We start from the raw sequence: 20,439 nt of genomic DNA on the forward strand, positions 1-20,439 counted from the left end.
GCGTGTGCCTGGCCGGCAGGCGCCTGAGACGATGAACGCATGCGGATCGCGCAACATATCAGTGAACTCATTGGTGGTACCCCACTGGTTCGGCTGAACTCCGTGGTACCCGACGGCGCCGGAACCGTGGCCGCAAAGGTCGAGTATCTCAACCCTGGCGGCAGCTCCAAGGATCGGATCGCGGTGAAGATGATCGAAGCCGCCGAGGCCAGCGGTCAGCTGAAGCCGGGTGGCACCATCGTCGAACCCACGTCCGGCAATACCGGCGTTGGTCTGGCGTTGGTCGCTCAGCGCCGCGGCTACAAGTGCGTGTTCGTCTGCCCGGACAAGGTCAGTGAGGATAAACGCAATGTGTTGATCGCCTACGGCGCCGAGGTCGTGGTGTGCCCGACGGCGGTCCCGCCGCACGATCCGGCCAGCTACTACAGTGTGTCGGACCGGTTGGTCCGTGATATCGACGGTGCCTGGAAGCCCGACCAGTACGCCAACCCGGAGGGACCGGCAAGCCATTATGTGACCACCGGCCCGGAAATCTGGGCCGATACCGAGGGCAAGGTCACCCATTTCGTGGCTGGCATCGGCACCGGCGGTACCATCACCGGCGCTGGCCGGTACCTCAAAGAGGTGTCCGGGGGCCGAGTACGCATCGTCGGCGCCGACCCGGAGGGATCGGTCTATTCGGGCGGTGCCGGCCGACCGTATCTGGTCGAGGGGGTCGGCGAGGATTTCTGGCCGGCGGCCTATGACCCGAGCGTGCCCGACGAGATCATCGCGGTGTCCGACTCCGACTCGTTCGACATGACCAGGCGGCTGGCCCGCGAAGAGGCGATGTTGGTCGGCGGGTCGTGCGGGATGGCGGTGGTTGCCGCGCTCAAGGTCGCCGAGGAAGCCGGGCCCGACGCGTTGATCGTCGTCCTGTTGCCCGACGGCGGCCGGGGCTACATGTCGAAAATCTTCAACGACGCGTGGATGTCGTCCTATGGGTTCCTGCGCAGCCGCCTTGACGGGTCGACCGAGCAATCCACCGTCGGTGATGTGTTGCGCCGCAAGTCCGGCGCGCTGCCCGCCCTGGTGCACACCCATCCGTCGGAGACCGTGCGCGACGCCATCGGGATTCTTCGCGAGTACGGGGTGTCGCAGATGCCGGTGGTCGGCGCCGAGCCGCCGGTGATGGCCGGCGAGGTCGCCGGTAGCGTCTCGGAACGCGAGCTGCTCTCGGCCGTGTTCGAGGGCCGCGCCAAGTTGGCCGACGCCGTGTCGGCACACATGAGCCCGCCGCTGCGGATGATAGGCGCCGGTGAATTGGTCAGTGCGGCCGGCAAGGCGTTGCGTGATTGGGATGCGTTGATGGTGGTGGAGGAAGGCAAGCCGGTTGGGGTCATTACCCGGTACGACTTGTTGGGCTTCTTGTCGGAGGGGGCGGGACGGCGGTAGTCGCGCAGGCAGGCGCGCCGCAATTTAGTTCGGCTACAAACAATTACGGCAGGCGGCCAGTGCCGCACAGGTCGTGGGCACTGACCCATTGGGCCCCGTGGCTCATCTCACCGCCGGGCGTTCCGGTGAATCCGGTCCTCAGGTACTGTAGTCCCGCCTAGTTCACCCTAGTTCAGCTGAACCTCAGTGGAAGGTGTGCCCATGACCGAACAGCCGCCCCCCGGCGGGTCGTACCCACCGCCCCCGCCACCGCCTGGGCCGTCCGGTGGGCATGAGCCACCTCCCGCTGCACCACCCGGCGGCAGTGGTTACGCTCCGCCCCCTCCGCCCTCGAGCGGCAGTGGCTACCCGCCTCCGCCGCCACCGCCTGGCGGGGGGGCCTACCCGCCGCCTCCGCCGTCGGCCGGCGGTTACGCGCCGCCGCCGCCCGGACCGGCGATTCGTACGATGCCGACCGAGTCCTACACGCCGTGGATTACCCGGGTGCTGGCGGCATTCATCGACTGGGCCCCATACGTAGTGCTGGTTGGCATCGGTTGGGTGATCATGCTGGTCACTCAGACGTCGTCGTGCGTCACCAGCATTAGTGAGTACGACGTCGGCCAGTTCTGCGTTTCCCAGCCGTCGATGATCGGCCAGTTGGTGCAGTGGTTGTTGTCGGTGGGCGGATTGGCTTACCTGGTCTGGAACTACGGCTATCGCCAGGGCACCACCGGGTCGAGCATCGGCAAGTCGGTGCTGAAGTTCAAGGTGGTCAGCGAGACCACCGGGCAACCAATCGGCTTCGGGATGTCGGTGGTACGCCAGCTTGCCCACTTTATCGACGCGATCATCTGCTTCGTCGGGTTCCTGTTTCCGCTGTGGGACGCTAAACGGCAAACGTTGGCGGACAAGATCATGACGACGGTGTGCGTGCCGATCTGATCCGGGACTGCACTGCCCACCCGACCGTCCGATGAGCGAAGACCGCACGGGACACCAGGGAATCAGCGGACCGGCCACCCGCGCCATCCACGCTGGCTACCGCCCGGATCCGGCGACCGGGGCGGTGAACGTGCCGATCTACGCCAGCAGCACCTTCGCCCAAGACGGCGTCGGCGGTCTGCGTGGCGGTTTCGAATACGCACGCACCGGCAACCCCACCCGGGCCGCATTGGAGGCCTCGCTGGCGGCAGTCGAGGAGGGTGCTTTCGCGCGGGCATTCAGTTCCGGGATGGCCGCGACCGACTGCGCCCTGCGGGCGATGTTACGGCCCGGAGACCACGTCGTCATTCCCGATGACGCCTACGGCGGCACATTCCGGTTGATAGACAAGGTGTTCACCCGGTGGGATGTCCAGTACACGCCGGTGCGGCTTGCCGATCTGGATGCGGTGGGTGCCGCGATTACTCCGCGCACCCGGCTGATTTGGGTGGAGACGCCCACCAATCCGCTACTGTCGATCGCCGATATCACGGCCATTGCCGAGCTGGGCACAGACAGATCGGCAAAAGTATTGGTGGACAATACCTTTGCCTCACCCGCGTTGCAGCAGCCGTTGCGGCTGGGCGCCGATGTGGTGTTGCACTCGACTACCAAGTACATCGGCGGCCATTCCGACGTGGTGGGAGGTGCGCTGGTCACCAACGACGAAGAGCTGGACGAGGAGTTCGCTTTCTTGCAGAACGGCGCCGGCGCGGTGCCCGGACCATTCGACGCCTACCTGACCATGCGCGGCCTGAAGACCTTGGTGCTGCGGATGCAGCGGCACAGTGAAAATGCCTGTGCGGTAGCGGAATTCCTCGCTGATCATCCGTCGGTGAGTTCTGTGTTGTATCCGGGTTTGCCCAGTCATCCCGGGCATGAGATTGCCGCGCGACAGATGCGCGGCTTCGGCGGCATGGTTTCGGTGCGGATGCGGGCCGGTCGGCGTGCGGCGCAGGACCTGTGTGCCAAGACCCGCGTCTTCATCCTGGCCGAGTCGCTGGGTGGGGTGGAGTCGCTGATCGAACATCCCAGCGCCATGACCCATGCGTCGACGGCCGGTTCGCAATTGGAGGTGCCCGACGATCTGGTGCGGCTTTCGGTCGGTATCGAAGACATTGCCGACCTGCTCGGCGATCTCGAACAGGCCCTGGGTTAACTACCGCGAGCAGACGCGAAAGCACCCCAAAACCGCCGGTTTGGGGGCTTCTGCGTCTGCTCGCGGGTACCTAGGAGTGGTACGGCTCGGCGCTGACTAGGGTCACCGACACGGTGCTGCCGTTGGGCACCGTGTAGCTGCGGGTCTCGCCGACCTTGGCGTCGATCAGGGCCCCACCGAGCGGTGAATTCGGCGAGTAGACCTCGAGCTTGCCGTCGCTGACGCCCTCCTGGCGGGTGGCGATGAGGAACGTTTCGCTGTCCGACTTGTCGCCGTTGTAGTACACCTTGACCACAGAACCGGGTAATGCGACGCCGGATTGCTTGGGTGCCTCGCCAACCTTTGCGTTGCTGAGCAAGTCCTGCAGCTGGCGAATGCGGGCCTCCTGCTGGCCCTGCTCCTCGCGGGCGGCGTGGTATCCGCCGTTCTCGCGCAGGTCGCCTTCTTCGCGGCGGTCGTTGATTTCGGCGGCGATGACCGGGCGATTCGCAATCAGCTGGTCGAGCTCTGCTTTGAGTCGGTCATGTGACTCTTGGGTCAACCAGGTGACTTGAGTATCCGTCATCTCGTCGCGCTCCTCGTGTTGTCGTTCCCGCGTAGTCGGGCAAGTTTCGGATCCCTGCCAGCAGCACTGTCGGGAATATTTGGGGTCTCACCCCGGGTTGCCGCCGCTCCGTTCTGCGTACGGCCGTTAATGCAGCAATACACGGCCCCGGCAGGACCGTGCATCGATCCATGCTACCACCACGGTCAGGGGAGGCGCAGGTAGCTGGGCACTTCGGTGCCACAACCGTATACGTCCGCCATCACCGGCGGCTGGGAGGATTTCACGGTCGTCGTCACCTGCACGGTGGTTGCCTCGGACGGTGGGACTAGCAGCTCACGTCTGCCGGTCTCGCTGCCGTTTGTTGCCCGAACTCGCACGATGCAGGCCACCGGTCGGGACGGGTCCGAACGTGTCACGCTGATGGTGACCGATGCCGTCTCGTCGTCGACCAGTCGATAGCCCACCAGCGAACCGGTGACGGCGCTGGTGCTGATCCGTTGGTAGCCGATGACGGCAATGACGATGCCGGCCGCGGCGACCAGCACCCCCAGGGCGATCGCGACACGGCGCCGCGCTCGGCGGGACAGTCGCGGGCGTCCGTAGCGGGCGTCTGGTCGCGGAATGGGGGTGTGGGTCATGCCTGGGTTCACGCCGGCGGGATGCAACGCTTCGACAAACCGGAATTATAGGGTCACTTATAGGCTTAAGGGGGCAGCCAGGCGGACGGACAAGGGGGCACGTGAGCGAACTGCGGTTGATGGCGGTGCACGCCCACCCCGATGACGAGTCCAGCAAGGGCGCGGCCACCCTGGCGCGCTACGCCGACGAGGGTCATCGCGTGCTGGTGGTGACGTTGACCGGTGGTGAGCGCGGCGAGATCCTCAACCCGGCGATGGACCTGCCGGACGTGCATGGGCGCATCGCCGAGATCCGGCGTGACGAGATGACCAAGGCGGCCGAGATCCTCGGTGTCGAGCACACCTGGCTGGGCTTCGTCGACTCCGGGCTACCTAAGGGTGATTTACCGCCACCGCTGCCTGATGACTGCTTCGCGCGGGTACCGCTGGAGGTGTCCACCGAGGCGCTGGTGCGGGTGGTTCGCGAGTTTCGGCCGCACGTGATGACCACCTACGACGAGAACGGCGGCTACCCACATCCCGACCACATTCGCTGCCATCAGGTTTCGGTGGCTGCCTACGAGGCGGCCGGTGACTTTTGCCGGTTTCCCGACGCGGGTGAGCCGTGGACGGTGTCCAAGCTGTACTACGTCCACGGCTTCCTGCGGGAGCGGATGCAGATGTTGCAGGATGAGTTCGCCCGGCACGGCCAACGCGGCCCATTCGAACAATGGCTGGCGTACTGGGACCCCGACCATGACTTTCTCACCAGCCGAGTGACCACCCGGGTCGAGTGCTCGAAATACTTCAGCCAACGCGACGATGCGTTGCGCGCGCATGCCACCCAGATCGACCCGAACGCCGAATTCTTCGCCGCCCCGCTTGCCTGGCAGGAGCGGCTGTGGCCGACCGAGGAATTCGAGTTGGCTCGCTCGCGTATCCCCGCGCGCCCACCGGAGACCGAATTGTTCGCCGGGATCGAGCCGTGAACCAGATTCTGCTCAGCGTGATTGCTGAGGGCGGGCCCGGTAACACCGGACCCGATTTCGGGAAGGCTAGCCCGGTGGGGTTGCTGGTGATCGTGCTATTGGTGATCGCCACGTTGTTTCTGGTGCGTTCGATGAACCAGCAACTGAAGAAAGTTCCCAAGTCGTTCGACCGGGATCACCCCGAGCTCGACCAGGCAGCCGACGAGGGCACCGACCGCGACGGACCGGCCCGACCACCGGGACCCCCGCATGAGTCCGGCTAATCCGTCCGGGACGAATACCCTCGCGCTGGCCACCAGCCCGTACCTGCGCCAGCACGCTGATAACCCGGTGCACTGGCAGCAGTGGACGCCGCAGGCACTGGCGGAGGCGGCCGCGCGCGCGGTGCCGATCCTGCTGTCCGTCGGCTACGCCCCCTGCCACTGGTGTCACGTCATGGCCCACGAGTCATTCGACGACGACGAGGTGGCCGCGGCCATGAACGCGGGCTTCGTCTGTATCAAGGTCGACCGGGAGGAGCGGCCCGACATCGACGCGGTCTACATGAACGCCACCGTCGCGCTCACCGGGCAGGGCGGCTGGCCGATGACATGCTTTCTCACCCCCAACGGCCGGCCGTTCTTCTGCGGCACCTACTACCCGAAAGCGGCTTTCCTGCAACTTCTTTCGGCCATATCCGAAACCTGGCGGGAACGCCGCGCTGAGGTGGAGCAGGCATCTGACCATATCGCTGCCGAGTTGCGCTCGATGGCTTCGGGGCTGCCCGGGGGTGGCCCGGAGGTGGCGCCGGAGCTGTGTGACGACGCGGTGGCAGGAGTGCTGCGTGAGCAGGACACGGCGCACGGCGGATTTGGCGGTGCGCCGAAATTCCCGCCGTCGGCACTGCTGGAAGCGCTAATGCGGCACTACGAGCGCACCCGATCACCGGCGGCGCTGGAGGCGGTCGCACGCACTGGAAACGCCATGGCCCGTGGCGGCATCTATGACCAACTCGGCGGCGGTTTCGCCCGATACAGCGTCGACGGTGCCTGGGTGGTACCGCATTTCGAGAAGATGCTGTACGACAACGCGCTGCTGCTGCGCGCCTACGCGCACTGGGCCCGCCGTACCGGGGATCCGTTGGCCCGCCGGGTCGCCGCCCAGACCGCGCGATTTCTGCTCGACGAGTTGGGCAGCAAAGCACCGGCCGACATGTTCACCTCGTCGCTGGATGCCGACGCCGACGGCCGCGAGGGTTCGACCTACGTTTGGACGCCGGTGCAACTGACCGAGGTGCTCGGCGGCGACGACGGCCGTTGGGCGGCAGAGGTTTTCGGGGTGACCGAGGCCGGCACCTTCGAGCACGGGACGTCTGTGCTGCAGTTGCCCGCCGACCCCGACGACGCGGCGCGTCTGGACCGGGTCCGCGCCGCGTTGCTGGTGGCCCGCCTGGCCCGGGCCCAGCCCGCCCGCGACGACAAGGTCGTCACGTCCTGGAACGGGTTGGCGATCACCGCGCTGGCCGAAGCCAGCGTGGCCCTGGACGACCCCGCGTTGGCGCACGCCGCGCGGCGCTGCGCGACCAGGCTGCTGGACCTGCACGTCGTCGACGGCCGCCTGCGCCGGGCCAGCCTGGGCGGGGTGGTCGGCGACAGCGCCGCCATCCTGGAGGACCACGCGATGCTGGCCACCGGGCTGCTGGCGCTCTACCAGCTGACCTCCGAGGGCGCGTGGCTGACGGCGGCTACCGGATTGCTGGACACCGCGGTGGCGCATTTCGGCGACCCGCAGCGCCCCGGTCGCTGGTTCGACACCGCCGACGACGCCGAGCGGCTGATGCTGCGGCCCTCCGATCCGCTGGACGGGGCGACACCGTCGGGCGCTTCGTCGATCGCCGAGGCGCTGCTGACGGCGGGCCATGTGGTCGACGGTGCTCGCGCCGAGCGGTATTGGCAGCTGGCGGCCGACACGCTGCGGGCGCATGCGGTGCTGCTGGCTCGGGCGCCGCGGTCGGCCGGGCATTGGCTGGCGGTCGCCGAGGCGGTGGTGCGCGGACCGCTGCAGATCGCCGTCGCGTGCGACCTGCCGCGGTCGTCCCTGCTGGCCGACGCGCGCCGGCTGGCCCCGGGCGGGGCGATCGTCGTGGGCGGCGCGGCGGGTTCGTCGGCGCTGCTGGTCGGCCGGGATCGGGTGGCCGGCGCCGACGCCGCCTACGTATGCCGGGGCCGGGTCTGCGATCTGCCGGTGACCAGCGCGGCCGAACTCGCCACCGCTTTGGGCGTACCCGGCTAGCGGACTCGGGTGGCACCCGTCCACCGTGAAATCCGCGACGCGGTGTCGGCGTGTCGCGTCGCAATTTTCACGCTCGCGACCGCCCTGGGCGTGCCGGGTCAGAACACCACGAACCACATCGCGATGTAGTGGCAGATCGCCGCCACCGCGGTGCAGGCGTGGAAGAACTCGTGGTAGCCGAACGTCGTCGGCCACGGGTCGGGCCAGCGTACCGCGTAGAGAATGCCGCCGATGCTGTACAACGCGCCGCCAACAAACAGCAACACCAACGCGGTCACCCCGGCGTTGTGCAGGATCGTCGCGGTGTACCAGACCGCCACCCAACCCAGCAACAGGTACAGCGGAACCCCGACCGAGCGCGGCGCCGCCGGCCAACACATCTTCAGCAAGATTCCGGCGATCGCACCGCCCCAAACAATCGACAACACCACGCGCCCGTCGTGGGCCGGCAAGGCCAGCAGCGCGAACGGCGTGTAGCTGCCGGCGATGAACACGAAGATCATCGAGTGGTCGGCCCGCTTCATCCAGTTGCGGGCCGTCGCGGATTTCCAATTGACCCGGTGATAAGTGGCGCTGACGGTGAACATGGTGATCGTGGCCGCGGTGTAGGCCAGCGTCGTCAGGCCCGCCTTGGCGGAACCCACCGCCCACGACACCGCGACCAGCGACGCACCGGCCAACACCGCGGTGCCGGCGGAATACACGTGGATCCAGCCGCGGAAGCGCGGTTTGGTCAGGACACGGGCGACACCTTCGACGAGGTGGTGGGCAGCGTGGGCCGGCGTCCTTGCTTCCGCGGTGGTGGCGGTGTCGGCCTGGCCGCTCATTTCGCCTGTTGCCTCGTCTTGTGCTTGCCGGTGGGTGTCGTCGAACACAGTAGTCGGGCCAGGTAGCGGACATCTGACTCGACGTCTGGGTCACAGTAGTCTGGGTATCTGTGGAGATCATCCCGCCGCGGCTCAAAGAGCCGTTGTACCGGCTCTACGAGCTGCGCCTGCGGCAGGGCTTGGCCGCCTCGAAATCCGACCTGCCCCGGCACATAGCCGTGCTGTGCGACGGCAACCGGCGATGGGCGCGCAGCGCGGGCTACGACGACGTCAGCTACGGCTACCGGATGGGTGCGGCCAAGATCGCCGAAATGCTGCGGTGGTGCCACGAAGCCGGCATCGAACTGGCCACCGTCTATCTGCTGTCCACCGAAAACCTGCAGCGCGATCCCGACGAGCTTGCAGCACTCATCGAGATCATCACCGATGTCGTGGAAGAGATCTGCGCACCGGCCAACCACTGGAGTGTGCGGACGGTCGGGGATCTGGGGTTGATCGGCGAGGAACCGGCCCGGCGGCTGCGCGGTGCGGTGGAATCCACCCCGGAGGTGGCCTCGTTTCATGTCAACGTTGCTGTTGGCTACGGCGGGCGCCGCGAGATCGTCGACGCTGTGCGCGCGTTGTTGAGCAAGGAACTCGCCAACGGGGCCACCGCGGAGGAACTCGTCGACGCGGTGACCGTCGAGGGTATCTCGGAAAACCTGTACACCTCAGGCCAACCCGACCCCGATTTGGTGATACGCACCTCCGGCGAGCAACGCTTGTCCGGGTTCTTGCTGTGGCAAAGCGCCTACTCGGAGATGTGGTTCACCGAGGCGCACTGGCCGGCGTTTCGCCACGTCGATTTTCTACGCGCGCTGCGTGACTACAGTGCGAGGCATCGCCGCTACGGCAGGTGAATCCGGCGCAGGACGCCTATGTTGCGCTGTTCGGCTGCCTGCGCAGAGTGCACATTAGCCGGCTCGTCATGCTGTGCAATCTGCCCAGGTGAAACCCGGTGTTTGGGATCCTGGATAGCGATACCATCGACTGATCCATGCGGGACATCCGATGCTGGACTGATCGGAGTAAGGCGATGTCGTTTGTAGTCGTGGCGCCGGAGGTGTTGGCGGCGGCCGCTTCGGATCTAGCGGGCATCGGGTCGACACTGGCGCAGGCCAACGCCGCGGCGTTGGCGCCGACCACCGCGGTGTTGGCCGCGGGTGCTGATGAGGTTTCCGCGGCAATCGCGTCGCTGTTTGGGGCGCATGGTCAGGCGTATCAGGCGGTGAGCGCCCAAATGTCGGCGTTTCACGCCCAGTTCATGCAGGCGTTGACGGGTGCCGGCGGGGCTTATGCGGCTGCGGAGGCGGTCAACGTCTCGGCGGCGCAGAGCGTGGAACAAGACCTGTTGGCCGCGATCAACGCTCGCTTCGAGCGGATTTTTGGGCGCCCGCTGATCGGTGATGGCGCCAACGGCGGGCCGGGACAAGACGGCGGGCCCGGCGGGTTGCTGTACGGCAACGGTGGCAACGGCGGCACCAGCACGACCGTGGGGATGGCCGGCGGCAACGGTGGTGCCGCCGGGCTGATCGGCAACGGTGGGTTCGGGGGCGGCGGCGGGCCCGGCGCGGCCGGCGGCAACGGCGGCGCCGGCGGGTGGCTATTCGGCAACGGCGGCGCCGGCGGTGCCGGCGGCCTCGGCGTAGCGCCCGGCGTGCCCGGCGGCGCCGGCGGTGCCGGCGGCGCCGGCGGTGTCGGCGGACCCGCCGGGTTGTGGGGCCACGGGGGTGCCGGCGGGGCGGGTGGTGCCGGCGTGGCTGGCGCCGGCGGCTTCGAGGGGACGATCGGTGCCGGCGGTGCCGGCGGTGTCGGCGGTGCCGGCGGTGTCGGCGGTGCCGGCGGTGCCGGCGGGTGGCTGTACGGCGACGCCGGTGCCGGTGGGGATGGTGGTGTCGGCGGTGCCGGCGGCACCGGCGGGTTAGGCAACCGTGGCGGCGCCGGTGGCGCCGGGGGCGCCGGTGGTGTCGGCGGCGCCGGGGGTGCCGCCGGGCTGTGGGGCGGCGGTGGTGCCGGCGGGGTGGGTGGGACCGGCGGCGGCGCCGGCCTCGGTGCTCAGAGCGTCACCTTCAGTAGTAGCTTAAGTGGCCTTTCCGGTGGCGACGGCGGGGCCGGTGGCGCCGGTGGCGCCGGTGGCACCGGTGGGTGGCTGTATGGCGGCGGTGGTGCCGCCGGATCCGGCGGGGACGGTGGTACCGGCGGTCAGGGCGGCGCCGGCGGCGCCGGTGTATTTAGCCTATTCGGATCCGGTGGCGGCCCCGGCGGCAACGGCGGCGTCGGCGGCGTCGGCGGTGTCGGCGGTGCTGGCGGGCGTGCCGGCTTGTTCGGCGTCGGGGGCCTCGGCGGCGCGGGTGGCGACGCCGGTGACTCCGGCGAAGGCGGCTTCGGCGGGCCGGGGCTCGCCGGCGGGCTGTTCGGCAACCCCGGCAACGGCGGCGTCGGCGGGATCGGCGGCGACGCCGCAGCCGGCGGCGCCGGTGGGGCCGGAGGCAACGGTGGGTGGTTGTTCGGCAATGGTGGTGCCGGCGGCTCCGGTGGCGACGGCGGCGCCGCCGGCCGTGGCGGTGCCGGCAACTTGGGCTCGGCCGGGGGTATCAACGCCCCCGCCGGTAACCCCGGCAGCGGCTCGGTCGGCATCGGCGGTGCCGGTGGTGCCGGCGGCACCGCCGGGCTGTTCGGCGACGGTGGGGCTGGTGGGGCCGGTGGTGCCGGCGCCGCCGGCGGCTTCGGCGGCATCAGCGCCGCCACCCCCTCGGCGGGCAGTGAGGGCGCCATGGGTGGGGCCGGTGGTGTTGGCGGCAACGCCAGGCTGTTGGGCACTGGTGGCGCCGGTGGAGTCGGCGGCGGCGGCGGGGTCGGCGGCCTCGGCGGCTTGGGCACCGCCATAAACAATGTCGACGCCGGTTCCGGTGCCGGCGGCGGTGGCGGTGGTGCCGGGGGCACCGGCGGCACCGCAGGGTTGCTGTACGGCGTCGGCGGCGCCGGCGGCGGCGGCGGGGCCGGCGGCGACGGAGGCCGCGGCGGAGTCGCAACCCCCGGCGGTCAGGGCGGTGACGCTGGGGACGGTGGCGCCGGCGGGGCCGGCGGCAATGGCGGCGGCGGCGCCAGCGGCGCCGGCGGGTGGCTGTTGGGGACCGGTGGTGCCGGTGGTGCCGGTGGTAACGGCGGCAATGGCGGAAAAGCCGGTTTTAGCCCTGGGCCGACCAACTTCGGTCTCAACGGCGCCGGTGGTGGTGGTGGTGTCGGCGGCAACGGCGCCACCGGACCCTGGCTGTTCGGCGACGGCGGCGCCGGTGGCGGCGGCGGGGCCGGCGGCATCGGCGGCGACGGCGGCCCCACCCCAGGCAGCACCGGTGCCGGTGCGGCCGGTGGTCACGGCGGCGACGCCCAGCTGATCGGCAACGGCGGCCACGGCGGGGCCGGCGGCACCGGGGTGCCGAACGGGTCAGGTGGTGCCGGCGGCCTCAGCGGGCTGCTGTTCGGCGAGCCGGGGGCGAACGGGTAGGTTCGGCGCCGCTGCCGTGATCGCGGCGAGGCGTCGGTGTCCGCGTCCGTGCGGGCGAATCCAGTCCGGTCTGAGTGCGTCTACTACAGCTTGCGCAGCCGTAGCCGCTTGATGGCATCGGACTGGTTACCGTCTGCCTGCTGTCCACAGAAAACCTGTGTGCGATCCCGACGAGCTTGCCGTGCGTGGGCTACGGCGACCGTCGCGAATTCGTCGACGCGGTGGCCGTAGAAGCCATCTGCGAAAACCTGAATACCTCGGGGCAACCCGATCCCGACCTGGTGATCCGCACCTCGGGGGAACAACGCTTGTCCGGCCACCGAGGGCCCACTGGCGGAGTTTCGCGACGTCGACTTCTGCGCGCGCTGCGTGACTACAGTACGCCACACGCGTCGATCCCCTACGTTCCGCCGCCCTATCGAAGCGACGGGATCCACGCTTCCCGGCTGGCGGTTGAATCGGTTTTCGATGCATTGGCTGGGCGCGTCGAACTCTAAAGACTTTATGGAAATTAGTTGTACAGTGATAAAACCGTTATAGGGTCCGTTGTCAAACAATGATAATCACGTGATAGGAACGTGATTCATCGGTCTGAAGTGCTTATGATGATTTATATATAAAACCGTTATATGTGGGTAAAGGATTGCGGATGTCATACATGATTGCCACACCAGCGGCGTTGACGGCGGCGGCAACGGATATCGACGGGATTGGCTCGGCGGTTAGCGTTGCGAACGCCGCGGCGGTCGCCGCGACAACCGGAGTGCTGGCCGCCGGTGGCGATGAAGTGTTGGCGGCCATCGCTAGGCTGTTCAACGCAAACGCCGAGGAATATCACGCCCTCAGCGCGCAGGTGGCGGCGTTTCAAACCCTGTTTGTGCGCACCTTGACTGGGGGGTGCGGAGTCTTTCGCCGGCGCCGAGGCCGCCAATGCGTCACAGCTGCAGAGCATCGCGCGGCAGGTGCGGGGCGCCGTCAACGCCGTCGCCGGTCAGGTGACGGGCAATGGCGGCTCCGGCAACAGCGGCACTTCGGCTGCGGCGGCCAACCCGAATTCCGACAACACAGCGAGCATCGCCGATAGGGGCACAAGCGCCATCATGACCACGGCAAGCGCGACCGCGTCTTCCACGGGCGTCGATGGCGGAATAGCGGCGACGTATGCGGTCGCCTCGCAATGGGATGGTGGCTACGTGGCCAATTACACGATCACCCAATTCGGGCGCGACTTCGATGACCGATTGGCGGTTGCAATTCACTTTGCCTGAAAATGCCTCTATTTCGAACGCGTGCTGCGCTCAACTTGCCCAGTCGGGCACGCAGTACACTCTTGACGCCCGAGAGCTATAACGGCACCCCCCGTGGACTCGATCACCGTCGGCTACCAAGCAGCGCAAACCGGCGGCTACTCGCCACCGACAAATCTGCTGATCAACGGTCAAGCCGTCACCATCGACCAGACCCCCATCACCTCGTCGCCAACGACTCCGCCACCCACCACACCACCCGAGATCCCGACCGGTGGAACGGTGATCTCCACCTAGTTCGGGACGACTACGGTCACCGGAGGCTACGTGGTGCAGAACAACGCGTGGAACAACCCCCGCCGGGCAGACCGTCAACGTCAGCCAAACCGGGTTCACCATCACCGAGATGAACGGTGCTGCCCCAACCAACGGCGCCCCGCTGAGTTACCCCTCGATCTGCGAGGGCGTGCACTGGGGCCACCTCGTCGGTGGGCACCAACCTGCCTACTGAGGTGGGCCAGATTTTGTCGGCGCCGACCAGCATCGACTACAACTACCCGACGACCGGGGTATGGGACGCCTCCTACGACATCTGCCTGGATTCCACACCCAAGACGACCGGGGTCAACCAGCAGGAGATCATGATCTGGTTCAACCACCAGGGCTCCATTCAGCCGGTCGGCTCCCCGGTGGGCAACACCACCATCGAGGGCAAGAACTTCGTGGTGTGGGATGGCAGCAACGGCATGAACAACGCGATGGCCTATGTCGCGACCGAGCCGATCGAGGTCTGGAGCTTCGACGTGATGAGTTTCGTCGACCACACCGCCACCATGGAGCCGATCACCGACTCGTGGTACCTCACGAGCATCCGGGCCGGCTTGGAGCCCTGGAGCGACGGTGTGGGTCTGGGGGTCGATTCGTTCTCGGCGAAAGTCAACTAAAGACCACGTTGACACCCAACCGGCGGCCCGGCATGGGCCGTCGCGGCGTAGAAGCTTTGACCGCGGCGCGAAACGTTCGCTGCTGCGGCCCATGCAGATCGCACACGCTTGCTTGAACATCGGGTGGAGCCGGTGGTAACGCCAGGCTTTGGGTGTCGGCGCGGCTCGGCGGTCAGCTGCGCGGACGCGGTCGGCCATCGTGACGACGAGATGCTGGCGGCATGTACGGCAACCGCTGGCTCGTCTTAGAGCCATTTGCTGAGGCGCATGCTTTGCGTCATGCAAAGTGCATATGCCGCCAGCGGGATGGTGTGCATTCTGTCCATGGGAAACCGGGTTGATGGTGGGCGCGTCAGCGATACGATCTGTGCACCCTGACGACATGGCCGATGCATGATTGATCGGAGGTAAACGATGTCGTTTGTGATTGCTGCGCCGGAGGCGTTGGTCGCGGTCGCTTCGGATCTGGCGGGCATTGGGTCGGCGCTGGCGGAGGCCAACGCCGCGGCGTTGGCCCCGACGACGGCGTTGTTGGCCGCGGGTGCCAATGAGGTGTCGGCGGCGATCGCGGCGCTGTTTGGCGCGCACGGGCAGGCGTATCAGACGGTTAGCGCCCAGGCGTCGGCGTTTCATGCCCAGTTTGTGCAGGCGTTGACTGGCGGCGGCGGGGCGTATGCGGCTGCCGAGGCCGCCAACGTCTCGGCGGCGCAGAGCACCGACCAGCGGCTGCTCGATCTGATCAATGGGCCCACCCAGGCGTTGTTGGGGCGTCCACTGATCGGTGATGGCGCCAACGGCGGGCCGGGGCAAGACGGCGGGCCCGGGGGGTTGCTGTACGGCAACGGCGGCAACGGCGGCACTAGTACCACCGCCGGGGTGGCCGGCGGCAACGGTGGCGCCGCCGGGCTGATCGGCAACGGCGGGGCCGGGGGCGGCGGCGGGGCCGGCGCGGCCGGCGGCAATGGCGGTGCGGGCGGGTGGCTGTATGGCAACGGCGGCGCCGGCGGGGCCGGTGGGACATCGGTGATACCCGGTGTCGCCGGCGGCAATGGCGGGGCTGGCGGGTCCGCGGGACTGTGGGGTACCGGCGGGGCCGGTGGCGACGGCGGCAACGGCCGGTCGGGGCCAGTCAACGTCGCCGGCAGCGCGGGCGGCAACGGTGGCGCTGGTGGCGCCGCCGGGTTATTCGGTGACGCCGGGGCCGGTGGCAACGGCGGCAAGGGCGGTGCTGGCGGCGCCGCCTTTAGCATTAACTTCACCGCAGGCGATGGCGGTGCGGGAGGTGCCGGTGGGTCCGGCGGCCACGCATTGCTGTGGGGCGCCGGCGGAGCCGGGGGTAACGGCGGATCCGGCGGCACGGGGGGTGCCGGCGGCAGCACCGCTGGCGCTGGCGGCAACGGCGGGGCCGGGGGTGGCGGCGGAACCGGTGGGTTGCTCTTCGGCAACGGCGGTGCCGGCGGGCACGGCGCCGCCGCCGGAAACGGCTTAGCCGCGGGTAATGGCGTCAGCAGCAGCGGCGGCGGCGGTGCCGGTGGGACCGGCGGGGCCGGTGGGGACGGTGGCGCCGGCGGGGCCGGAGGCAACGCCAGGCTGTGGGGCGTCGGTGGCGCCGGCGGGGCCGGCGGGGACGGTGGCGCCGGCGGGGCCGGCGGCAAAGGCGGCTCTGGCCTCAGCGGTAACGCCAACGGCGGGGCCGGCGGCGACAGCGGCCGTGGCGGCACGGGCGGCGCCGGCGGCGAGGGCGGCGCCGCCGGGCTGCTGGTGGGCACCGGCGGGCACGGCGGTGACGGCGGGGCCGGCGGCGCCGCCGTCAAGGGCGGTGACGGCGGGGCCGCCGCCGGCACGGGCATCGCCGGCGCTGGCGGCCGTGGCGGCGCGGGCGGCAGCGGTGGCAGCGGTGGTGACGGCGGGGGCGGGGCCGCCGGCCCCGCCGGGTGGCTGTTCGGCGATGGCGGGGCTGGCGGGAACGGCGGGGCCGCGGCCGCCGGCGGCGCCGGCGGCCAAGCCGACGGTGGCGGCGGGAACGGCGGCAATGGCGGCAACGGCGGCAATGGCGGCAATGGCGGCAACGGCGCCACCGGGGGGTGGCTGTACGGCAACGGCGGGGCCGGCGGCCAGGGCGCCACCGCCGGAGCCGGCGGAGCCGGCGCTAACGGCGTCAGCAGCACCAATGGCGGCGGCACCGGCGGCAACGGGGGGATCGGCGGGACCGGTGGGTCCGGCGGGGCCGGTGGCAACGCCGGGCTGTTGGGCGTGGGCGGCGCCGGCGGGCACGGCGCCTCCGGCGGCGCCGGCGATAGGGGCGGCGCTGGCGGTACCGGGTTCATAAGCAGTGACGGCGGTGCTGGCGGTGATGGCGGTGATGGCGGCAACGGCGGGTCCGGCGGGGCCGGCGGCACCGGTGGGCTGTTGTTCGGTGCCGGCGGCAATGGTGGCCCCGGCGGGTCTGGCGGTGCCGCCGATATTGGCGGCAACGGCGGCGCCGGTAACGGCGGGGGCACCGACGGGAACGGCGGTAATGGCGGGTCCGGCGGCGGCGCCGGCAGCGGCGGTGACGGCGGCGGGGCTGGCGGCAACGGTGCGTGGCTGTTCGGCAATGGCGGCGCCGGCGGGGGCGGCGGAAAAGGCGGCAACGGTGCCGGCGGCGGGCTTGGCGGCGGTTCATTCGGCCTCCCCGGCCTGAACGGCAGCGGCGGCGACGGTGGCGACGGCGGTAACGGTGCCCCCGGCGGGGTGCTGTATGGCAATGGCGGCGCCGGCGGCCAGGGGTCAAGCGGTGGCATCGGCGGCCCCGGCGCCACCGGCGGTGCCGGCGGCAAAGGCGGTGATGGTGGCGATGCGCAGCTGATCGGCGACGGCGGCAATGGGGGCAACGGAGGCGCGGGCGGCACCGGGGGCACCCCGGGGCCCGGCGGACCCGGCGGGTCCGGCGGGCTTGGAGGCCTGCTGTTCGGCCAAACCGGCACGGCTGGCGTGTCGCCGTAGCCGGTAGGCTGGCCGCCTCCGCGGCATTGGCGTCGTCGCAAACTTCGCGCACGCCCTGGTGTCGATCGTTGCCGCTGAATTGGCGCCGATGACCGCAACCGGTATCGCCGCTACGCCGGCCCGAGGCGGGTACACCACGGTTTTCGAGGGATGGCAATATCCGGGAGTGCGCCGGCTGGCGGCCTAACTCGCCTGCACCCGGCGATTGGACCGCCAATTACAGCTTGCGCAGCCGCAGCCGGTTAATGGAATGATCGGCGTCCTTGCGCAGCACCAGGGTGGCCCGGGGACGGGTCGGCAGAATGTTCTCCACGAGGTTGGGCCGGTTGATGGTCCGCCAGATCTCGCGCGCGGCGACGACGGCCTGCGAGTCAGAAAAAGCCGCGTAGTGGTGGAAGTGTGATTCCGGGTCGGCGAACGCCGTGGTGCGCATGGCCAAAAACCGTGATACGTACCACTGCTCGATGTCCTCGATCCGGGCGTCTACATACAACGAAAAATCGAACAGATCCGACACCATGAGCGTGGGGCCGGTCTGCAAGACGTTGAGCCCCTCCAGGATCAGGATGTCGGGATGGCGGACCACTTGTTCTGCCCCCGGGATGATGTCGTAGTGCAAATGCGAATACACCGGCGCACATGCGTAGTCGGAGCCGGACTTCACCGAGGTGACAAACCGCATCAGTGCCCGGCGGTTATAGCTTTCCGGAAAACCTTTGCGATGCATGAGGTTTCGCCGCTGCAGCTCGGCGTTGGGGTAGAGAAAGCCGTCGGTGGTCACCAGATCTACCCGGGGGTGGTGATCCCAGCGAGCCAGCAGCGCCTGCAGCACGCGGGCGGTGGTGGACTTGCCGACCGCCACACTGCCGGCCACACCGATGATGAACGGCACCGGCCGGTCCGGGTTTTGTTGGGGCTCGCCGAGAAATTCCGCGGTGGCCGCGAACAGCCGTTGGCGGGCGGCGACTTGCAGGTGAATCAGCCGGGCCAGCGGTAGGTAGACCTCTTCGACCTCCAACAGGTCGATCTGCTCACCGAGACCGCGCAGGCCAACCAGTTCTTCTTCGGTGAGGGCTAGCGGAGTCGACATACGGAGCGCGCGCCACTGCCTTCGGTCGAACTCGACATATGGGCTCGGCTCGCTAAGCCGCGACATGGTGTCAGTCTTGCAGGGACGGGTGCGGGGCCTGATGGCTGGGCTGGCGAAGTGCGGTGCTGGCAGACTCCGTGTCGGTGCCGAGGGCCGGGGGTACCCCCTGGGCTTAGCTGGGCACTGGGGCCAGGGCGCGGTGTTTCGATGGAATTCAGCTGTGGCCCTGTGAATTTCGCACGCTGACGCCGGTTGATGCTGTGAGTCGGGCACAAACCGCCCACCGCTACTCGTGACCTACGTGGCAGCTGGGGCACTAGTGGCTGCCGTTTGCGGTGCAGACGTGCAACGGTGGATGGCGTGTGCTGCATTAAGGGTAATCAGCCCGGGAGCGGCTCGCTGGATACACTGGCGCCCGTGACTGCTGCACCTGACGCTCGCACTACCGCTGTAATGTCTGCCCCGCTCGCTGAGGTTGACCCCGATATCGCCGAGTTGCTGGCCAAGGAGCTTGGTCGGCAACGAGACACCCTGGAGATGATCGCCTCGGAGAACTTCGCACCGCGCGCTGTGCTGCAGGCCCAGGGCAGTGTGCTGACCAACAAGTACGCCGAGGGACTGCCCGGGCGGCGCTACTACGGCGGTTGTGAGCACGTCGACGTGGTGGAAAACCTCGCCCGCGACCGAGCCAAGGCGTTGTTCGGTGCCGAATTCGCCAATGTGCAACCGCATTCGGGCGCTCAGGCCAACGCCGCGGTGCTGCATGCGCTGATGTCACCCGGCGAGCGGCTGTTGGGTCTGGACCTGGCCAACGGTGGTCACCTGACCCATGGCATGCGGCTGAACTTCTCCGGCAAGCTCTACGAGAATGGCTTCTACGGCGTCGACCCGGCGACACATCTGATCGACATGGATGCGGTGCGGGCCACCGCACTCGAATTCCGCCCGAAGGTGATCATCGCCGGCTGGTCGGCCTACCCGCGGGTGCTCGACTTCGCGGCGTTCCGGTCGATCGCCGACGAGGTCGGGGCCAAGTTGCTCGTGGACATGGCGCATTTCGCGGGTCTGGTCGCCGCGGGGTTGCACCCGTCGCCGGTGCCGCACGCGGATGTGGTGTCCACCACCGTGCACAAGACGCTCGGCGGCGGCCGCTCCGGCCTGATCGTCGGTAAGCAGCAGTACGCCAAGGCGATCAACTCGGCGGTGTTTCCCGGGCAGCAGGGCGGTCCGCTCATGCACGTCATTGCCGGCAAGGCGGTCGCGTTGAAGATCGCCGCCACACCCAAATTTGCCGACCGGCAGCGGCGCACGCTGTCCGGGGCCCGGATCATTGCCGATCGACTGATGGCTCCCGATGTCGCCAAGGCCGGTGTGTCGGTGGTCAGCGGCGGCACCGACGTCCACCTGGTGCTGGTCGATCTGCGTGATTCCCCACTGGATGGCCAGGCCGCCGAGGACCTGCTGCACGAGGTCGGCATCACGGTCAACCGCAACGCCGTCCCCAATGATCCCCGACCGCCGATGGTGACCTCGGGCCTGCGGATAGGCACGCCCGCGCTGGCGACCCGCGGCTTCGGCGACACCGAGTTCACCGAGGTCGCCGACATTATTGCGACCGCGCTGGCGACCGGCAGTTCCGTTGATGTGTCGGCGCTTAAGGATCGGGCGACCCGGCTGGCCAGGGCGTTTCCGCTCTACGACGGGCTCGAGGAGTGGAGTCTGGTCGGCCGCTGACGCGGGCCTGTCGTTGGCGCGCATAAGCGCGAGAGCGCCGATCACCGCGCGACACGGCGGCGCCCGATTTCACGAAATCTGTGTATGC

20 protein-coding genes and 1 pseudogene are annotated in these 20,439 nt (G+C 68.8%); 17 read left to right on the forward strand and 4 right to left on the reverse strand.

Annotated features, from left to right (window positions below):
* Positions 1-39: 39 nt before the first annotated feature.
* The 3 genes from FF952_RS05745 to FF952_RS05755 all read left to right on the forward strand — a co-directional run bounded on the left by FF952_RS05745 (position 40) and on the right by FF952_RS05755 (position 3,556).
* Complete coding sequence (locus FF952_RS05745; protein WP_003405730.1) at positions 40-1,434, forward strand: cystathionine beta-synthase; 1,395 nt, start codon at positions 40-42, stop codon at positions 1,432-1,434.
* 201 nt (positions 1,435-1,635) lie between these two features.
* Complete coding sequence (locus FF952_RS05750) at positions 1,636-2,358, forward strand: RDD family protein (protein WP_003405732.1); 723 nt, start codon at positions 1,636-1,638, stop codon at positions 2,356-2,358.
* Between the two features lie 31 nt (positions 2,359-2,389).
* On the forward strand, positions 2,390-3,556 hold the full coding sequence (locus FF952_RS05755; RefSeq protein WP_003405736.1) for a cystathionine gamma-synthase: 1,167 nt from the start codon (positions 2,390-2,392) through the stop codon (positions 3,554-3,556).
* Positions 3,557-3,626: 70 nt separating this feature from the next.
* Here the strand turns inward: FF952_RS05755 and greA are convergent, their stop codons facing one another.
* Positions 3,627-4,121 carry a transcription elongation factor GreA gene (gene greA, locus FF952_RS05760; RefSeq protein WP_003405742.1) on the reverse strand — a complete coding sequence of 165 codons (495 nt, stop codon included), beginning with the start codon at positions 4,119-4,121 and terminating at the stop codon, positions 3,627-3,629.
* Positions 4,122-4,306: 185 nt separating this feature from the next.
* Positions 4,307-4,741 (reverse strand): DUF4307 domain-containing protein, encoded by a 435-nt coding sequence (locus FF952_RS05765; protein WP_003405744.1) that lies wholly within the window; start codon positions 4,739-4,741, stop codon positions 4,307-4,309.
* A 101-nt stretch (positions 4,742-4,842) separates the two neighbouring features.
* On the opposite strand from FF952_RS05765, the gene mca reads away from it, so the two are divergent.
* From mca to FF952_RS05780, 3 genes are read left to right on the forward strand one after another with little or no spacing between them, the layout of a single operon-like run.
* Positions 4,843-5,709, forward strand: a complete 867-nt coding sequence (mca, locus tag FF952_RS05770) for a mycothiol conjugate amidase Mca (protein WP_003405746.1) — start codon at positions 4,843-4,845, stop codon at positions 5,707-5,709.
* The gene (locus FF952_RS05775) at positions 5,706-5,972 is read left to right on the forward strand and encodes a hypothetical protein (protein WP_003405749.1); all 267 of its coding nucleotides are present in this window, start codon (positions 5,706-5,708) and stop codon (positions 5,970-5,972) included. The genes mca and FF952_RS05775 overlap by 4 nt, the downstream gene beginning before the upstream one ends.
* Positions 5,959-7,980: a thioredoxin domain-containing protein gene (locus tag FF952_RS05780; protein ID WP_055377885.1), complete on the forward strand. Its 2,022-nt coding sequence runs from the start codon at positions 5,959-5,961 to the stop codon at positions 7,978-7,980. Before FF952_RS05775 ends, FF952_RS05780 begins: the two co-directional genes overlap by 14 nt.
* Positions 7,981-8,078: 98 nt before the next feature.
* Here FF952_RS05780 and trhA read toward each other — a convergent pair whose 3' ends face one another.
* Positions 8,079-8,807, reverse strand: a complete 729-nt coding sequence (gene trhA, locus FF952_RS05785) for a PAQR family membrane homeostasis protein TrhA (protein WP_003901993.1) — start codon at positions 8,805-8,807, stop codon at positions 8,079-8,081.
* A gap of 110 nt (positions 8,808-8,917) precedes the next feature.
* Here trhA and FF952_RS05790 point away from each other — a divergent pair, with 110 nt between their 5' ends.
* The 10 genes and pseudogenes from FF952_RS05790 (at position 8,918) to FF952_RS05830 (ending at position 17,527) form a co-directional block, all read left to right on the forward strand.
* Positions 8,918-9,706, forward strand: coding sequence for a (2Z,6E)-farnesyl diphosphate synthase (locus FF952_RS05790; RefSeq protein WP_003903314.1), 789 nt, complete (start codon positions 8,918-8,920; stop codon positions 9,704-9,706).
* A 176-nt stretch (positions 9,707-9,882) separates the two neighbouring features.
* A complete protein-coding gene (locus FF952_RS05795; protein ID WP_031656782.1) occupies positions 9,883-12,351 on the forward strand; it encodes a PE family protein in 2,469 nt (822 codons plus the stop codon).
* A gap of 206 nt (positions 12,352-12,557) precedes the next feature.
* Positions 12,558-12,848 (forward strand): annotated as a pseudogene (locus FF952_RS20925) (undecaprenyl diphosphate synthase family protein); the annotation flags it as partial.
* Between the two features lie 152 nt (positions 12,849-13,000).
* Positions 13,001-13,435 carry a PE family protein gene (locus tag FF952_RS20930; protein WP_003900271.1) on the forward strand — a complete coding sequence of 145 codons (435 nt, stop codon included), beginning with the start codon at positions 13,001-13,003 and terminating at the stop codon, positions 13,433-13,435.
* Positions 13,436-13,451: 16 nt separating this feature from the next.
* On the forward strand, positions 13,452-13,619 hold the full coding sequence (locus FF952_RS05810) for a PE family protein (RefSeq protein WP_003917409.1): 168 nt from the start codon (positions 13,452-13,454) through the stop codon (positions 13,617-13,619).
* Positions 13,585-13,701, forward strand: coding sequence for a hypothetical protein (locus FF952_RS20715; RefSeq protein ID WP_349839371.1), 117 nt, complete (start codon positions 13,585-13,587; stop codon positions 13,699-13,701). Before FF952_RS05810 ends, FF952_RS20715 begins: the two co-directional genes overlap by 35 nt.
* A gap of 11 nt (positions 13,702-13,712) precedes the next feature.
* Positions 13,713-13,895, forward strand: coding sequence for a hypothetical protein (locus FF952_RS05815; RefSeq protein ID WP_003898724.1), 183 nt, complete (start codon positions 13,713-13,715; stop codon positions 13,893-13,895).
* A gap of 109 nt (positions 13,896-14,004) precedes the next feature.
* Entirely contained in the window at positions 14,005-14,109 is a 105-nt protein-coding gene (locus FF952_RS05820; protein ID WP_003405770.1) for an endo-1,4-beta-glucanase, read from the forward strand.
* The gene (locus tag FF952_RS05825) at positions 14,087-14,542 is read left to right on the forward strand and encodes a GH12 family glycosyl hydrolase domain-containing protein (RefSeq protein ID WP_003900273.1); all 456 of its coding nucleotides are present in this window, start codon (positions 14,087-14,089) and stop codon (positions 14,540-14,542) included. Before FF952_RS05820 ends, FF952_RS05825 begins: the two co-directional genes overlap by 23 nt.
* A 414-nt stretch (positions 14,543-14,956) precedes the next feature.
* The gene (locus tag FF952_RS05830) at positions 14,957-17,527 is read left to right on the forward strand and encodes a PE family protein (RefSeq protein ID WP_031679025.1); all 2,571 of its coding nucleotides are present in this window, start codon (positions 14,957-14,959) and stop codon (positions 17,525-17,527) included.
* Positions 17,528-17,744: 217 nt separating this feature from the next.
* On the opposite strand, the gene coaA is transcribed toward FF952_RS05830, so the two are convergent.
* Positions 17,745-18,683, reverse strand: a complete 939-nt coding sequence (gene coaA, locus FF952_RS05835; RefSeq protein WP_003405790.1) for a type I pantothenate kinase — start codon at positions 18,681-18,683, stop codon at positions 17,745-17,747.
* Positions 18,684-19,070: 387 nt separating this feature from the next.
* Between coaA and glyA the strand changes: the two genes are divergently transcribed.
* Positions 19,071-20,351, forward strand: coding sequence for a serine hydroxymethyltransferase (glyA, locus tag FF952_RS05840; RefSeq protein WP_031656786.1), 1,281 nt, complete (start codon positions 19,071-19,073; stop codon positions 20,349-20,351).
* The last annotated feature ends 88 nt before the right edge of the window (positions 20,352-20,439 follow it).

Origin of the sequence: Mycobacterium tuberculosis complex sp. N0072 (assembly GCF_030323725.1) — a bacterium.
In the GTDB taxonomy this organism is placed as follows: domain Bacteria; phylum Actinomycetota; class Actinomycetes; order Mycobacteriales; family Mycobacteriaceae; genus Mycobacterium; species Mycobacterium tuberculosis.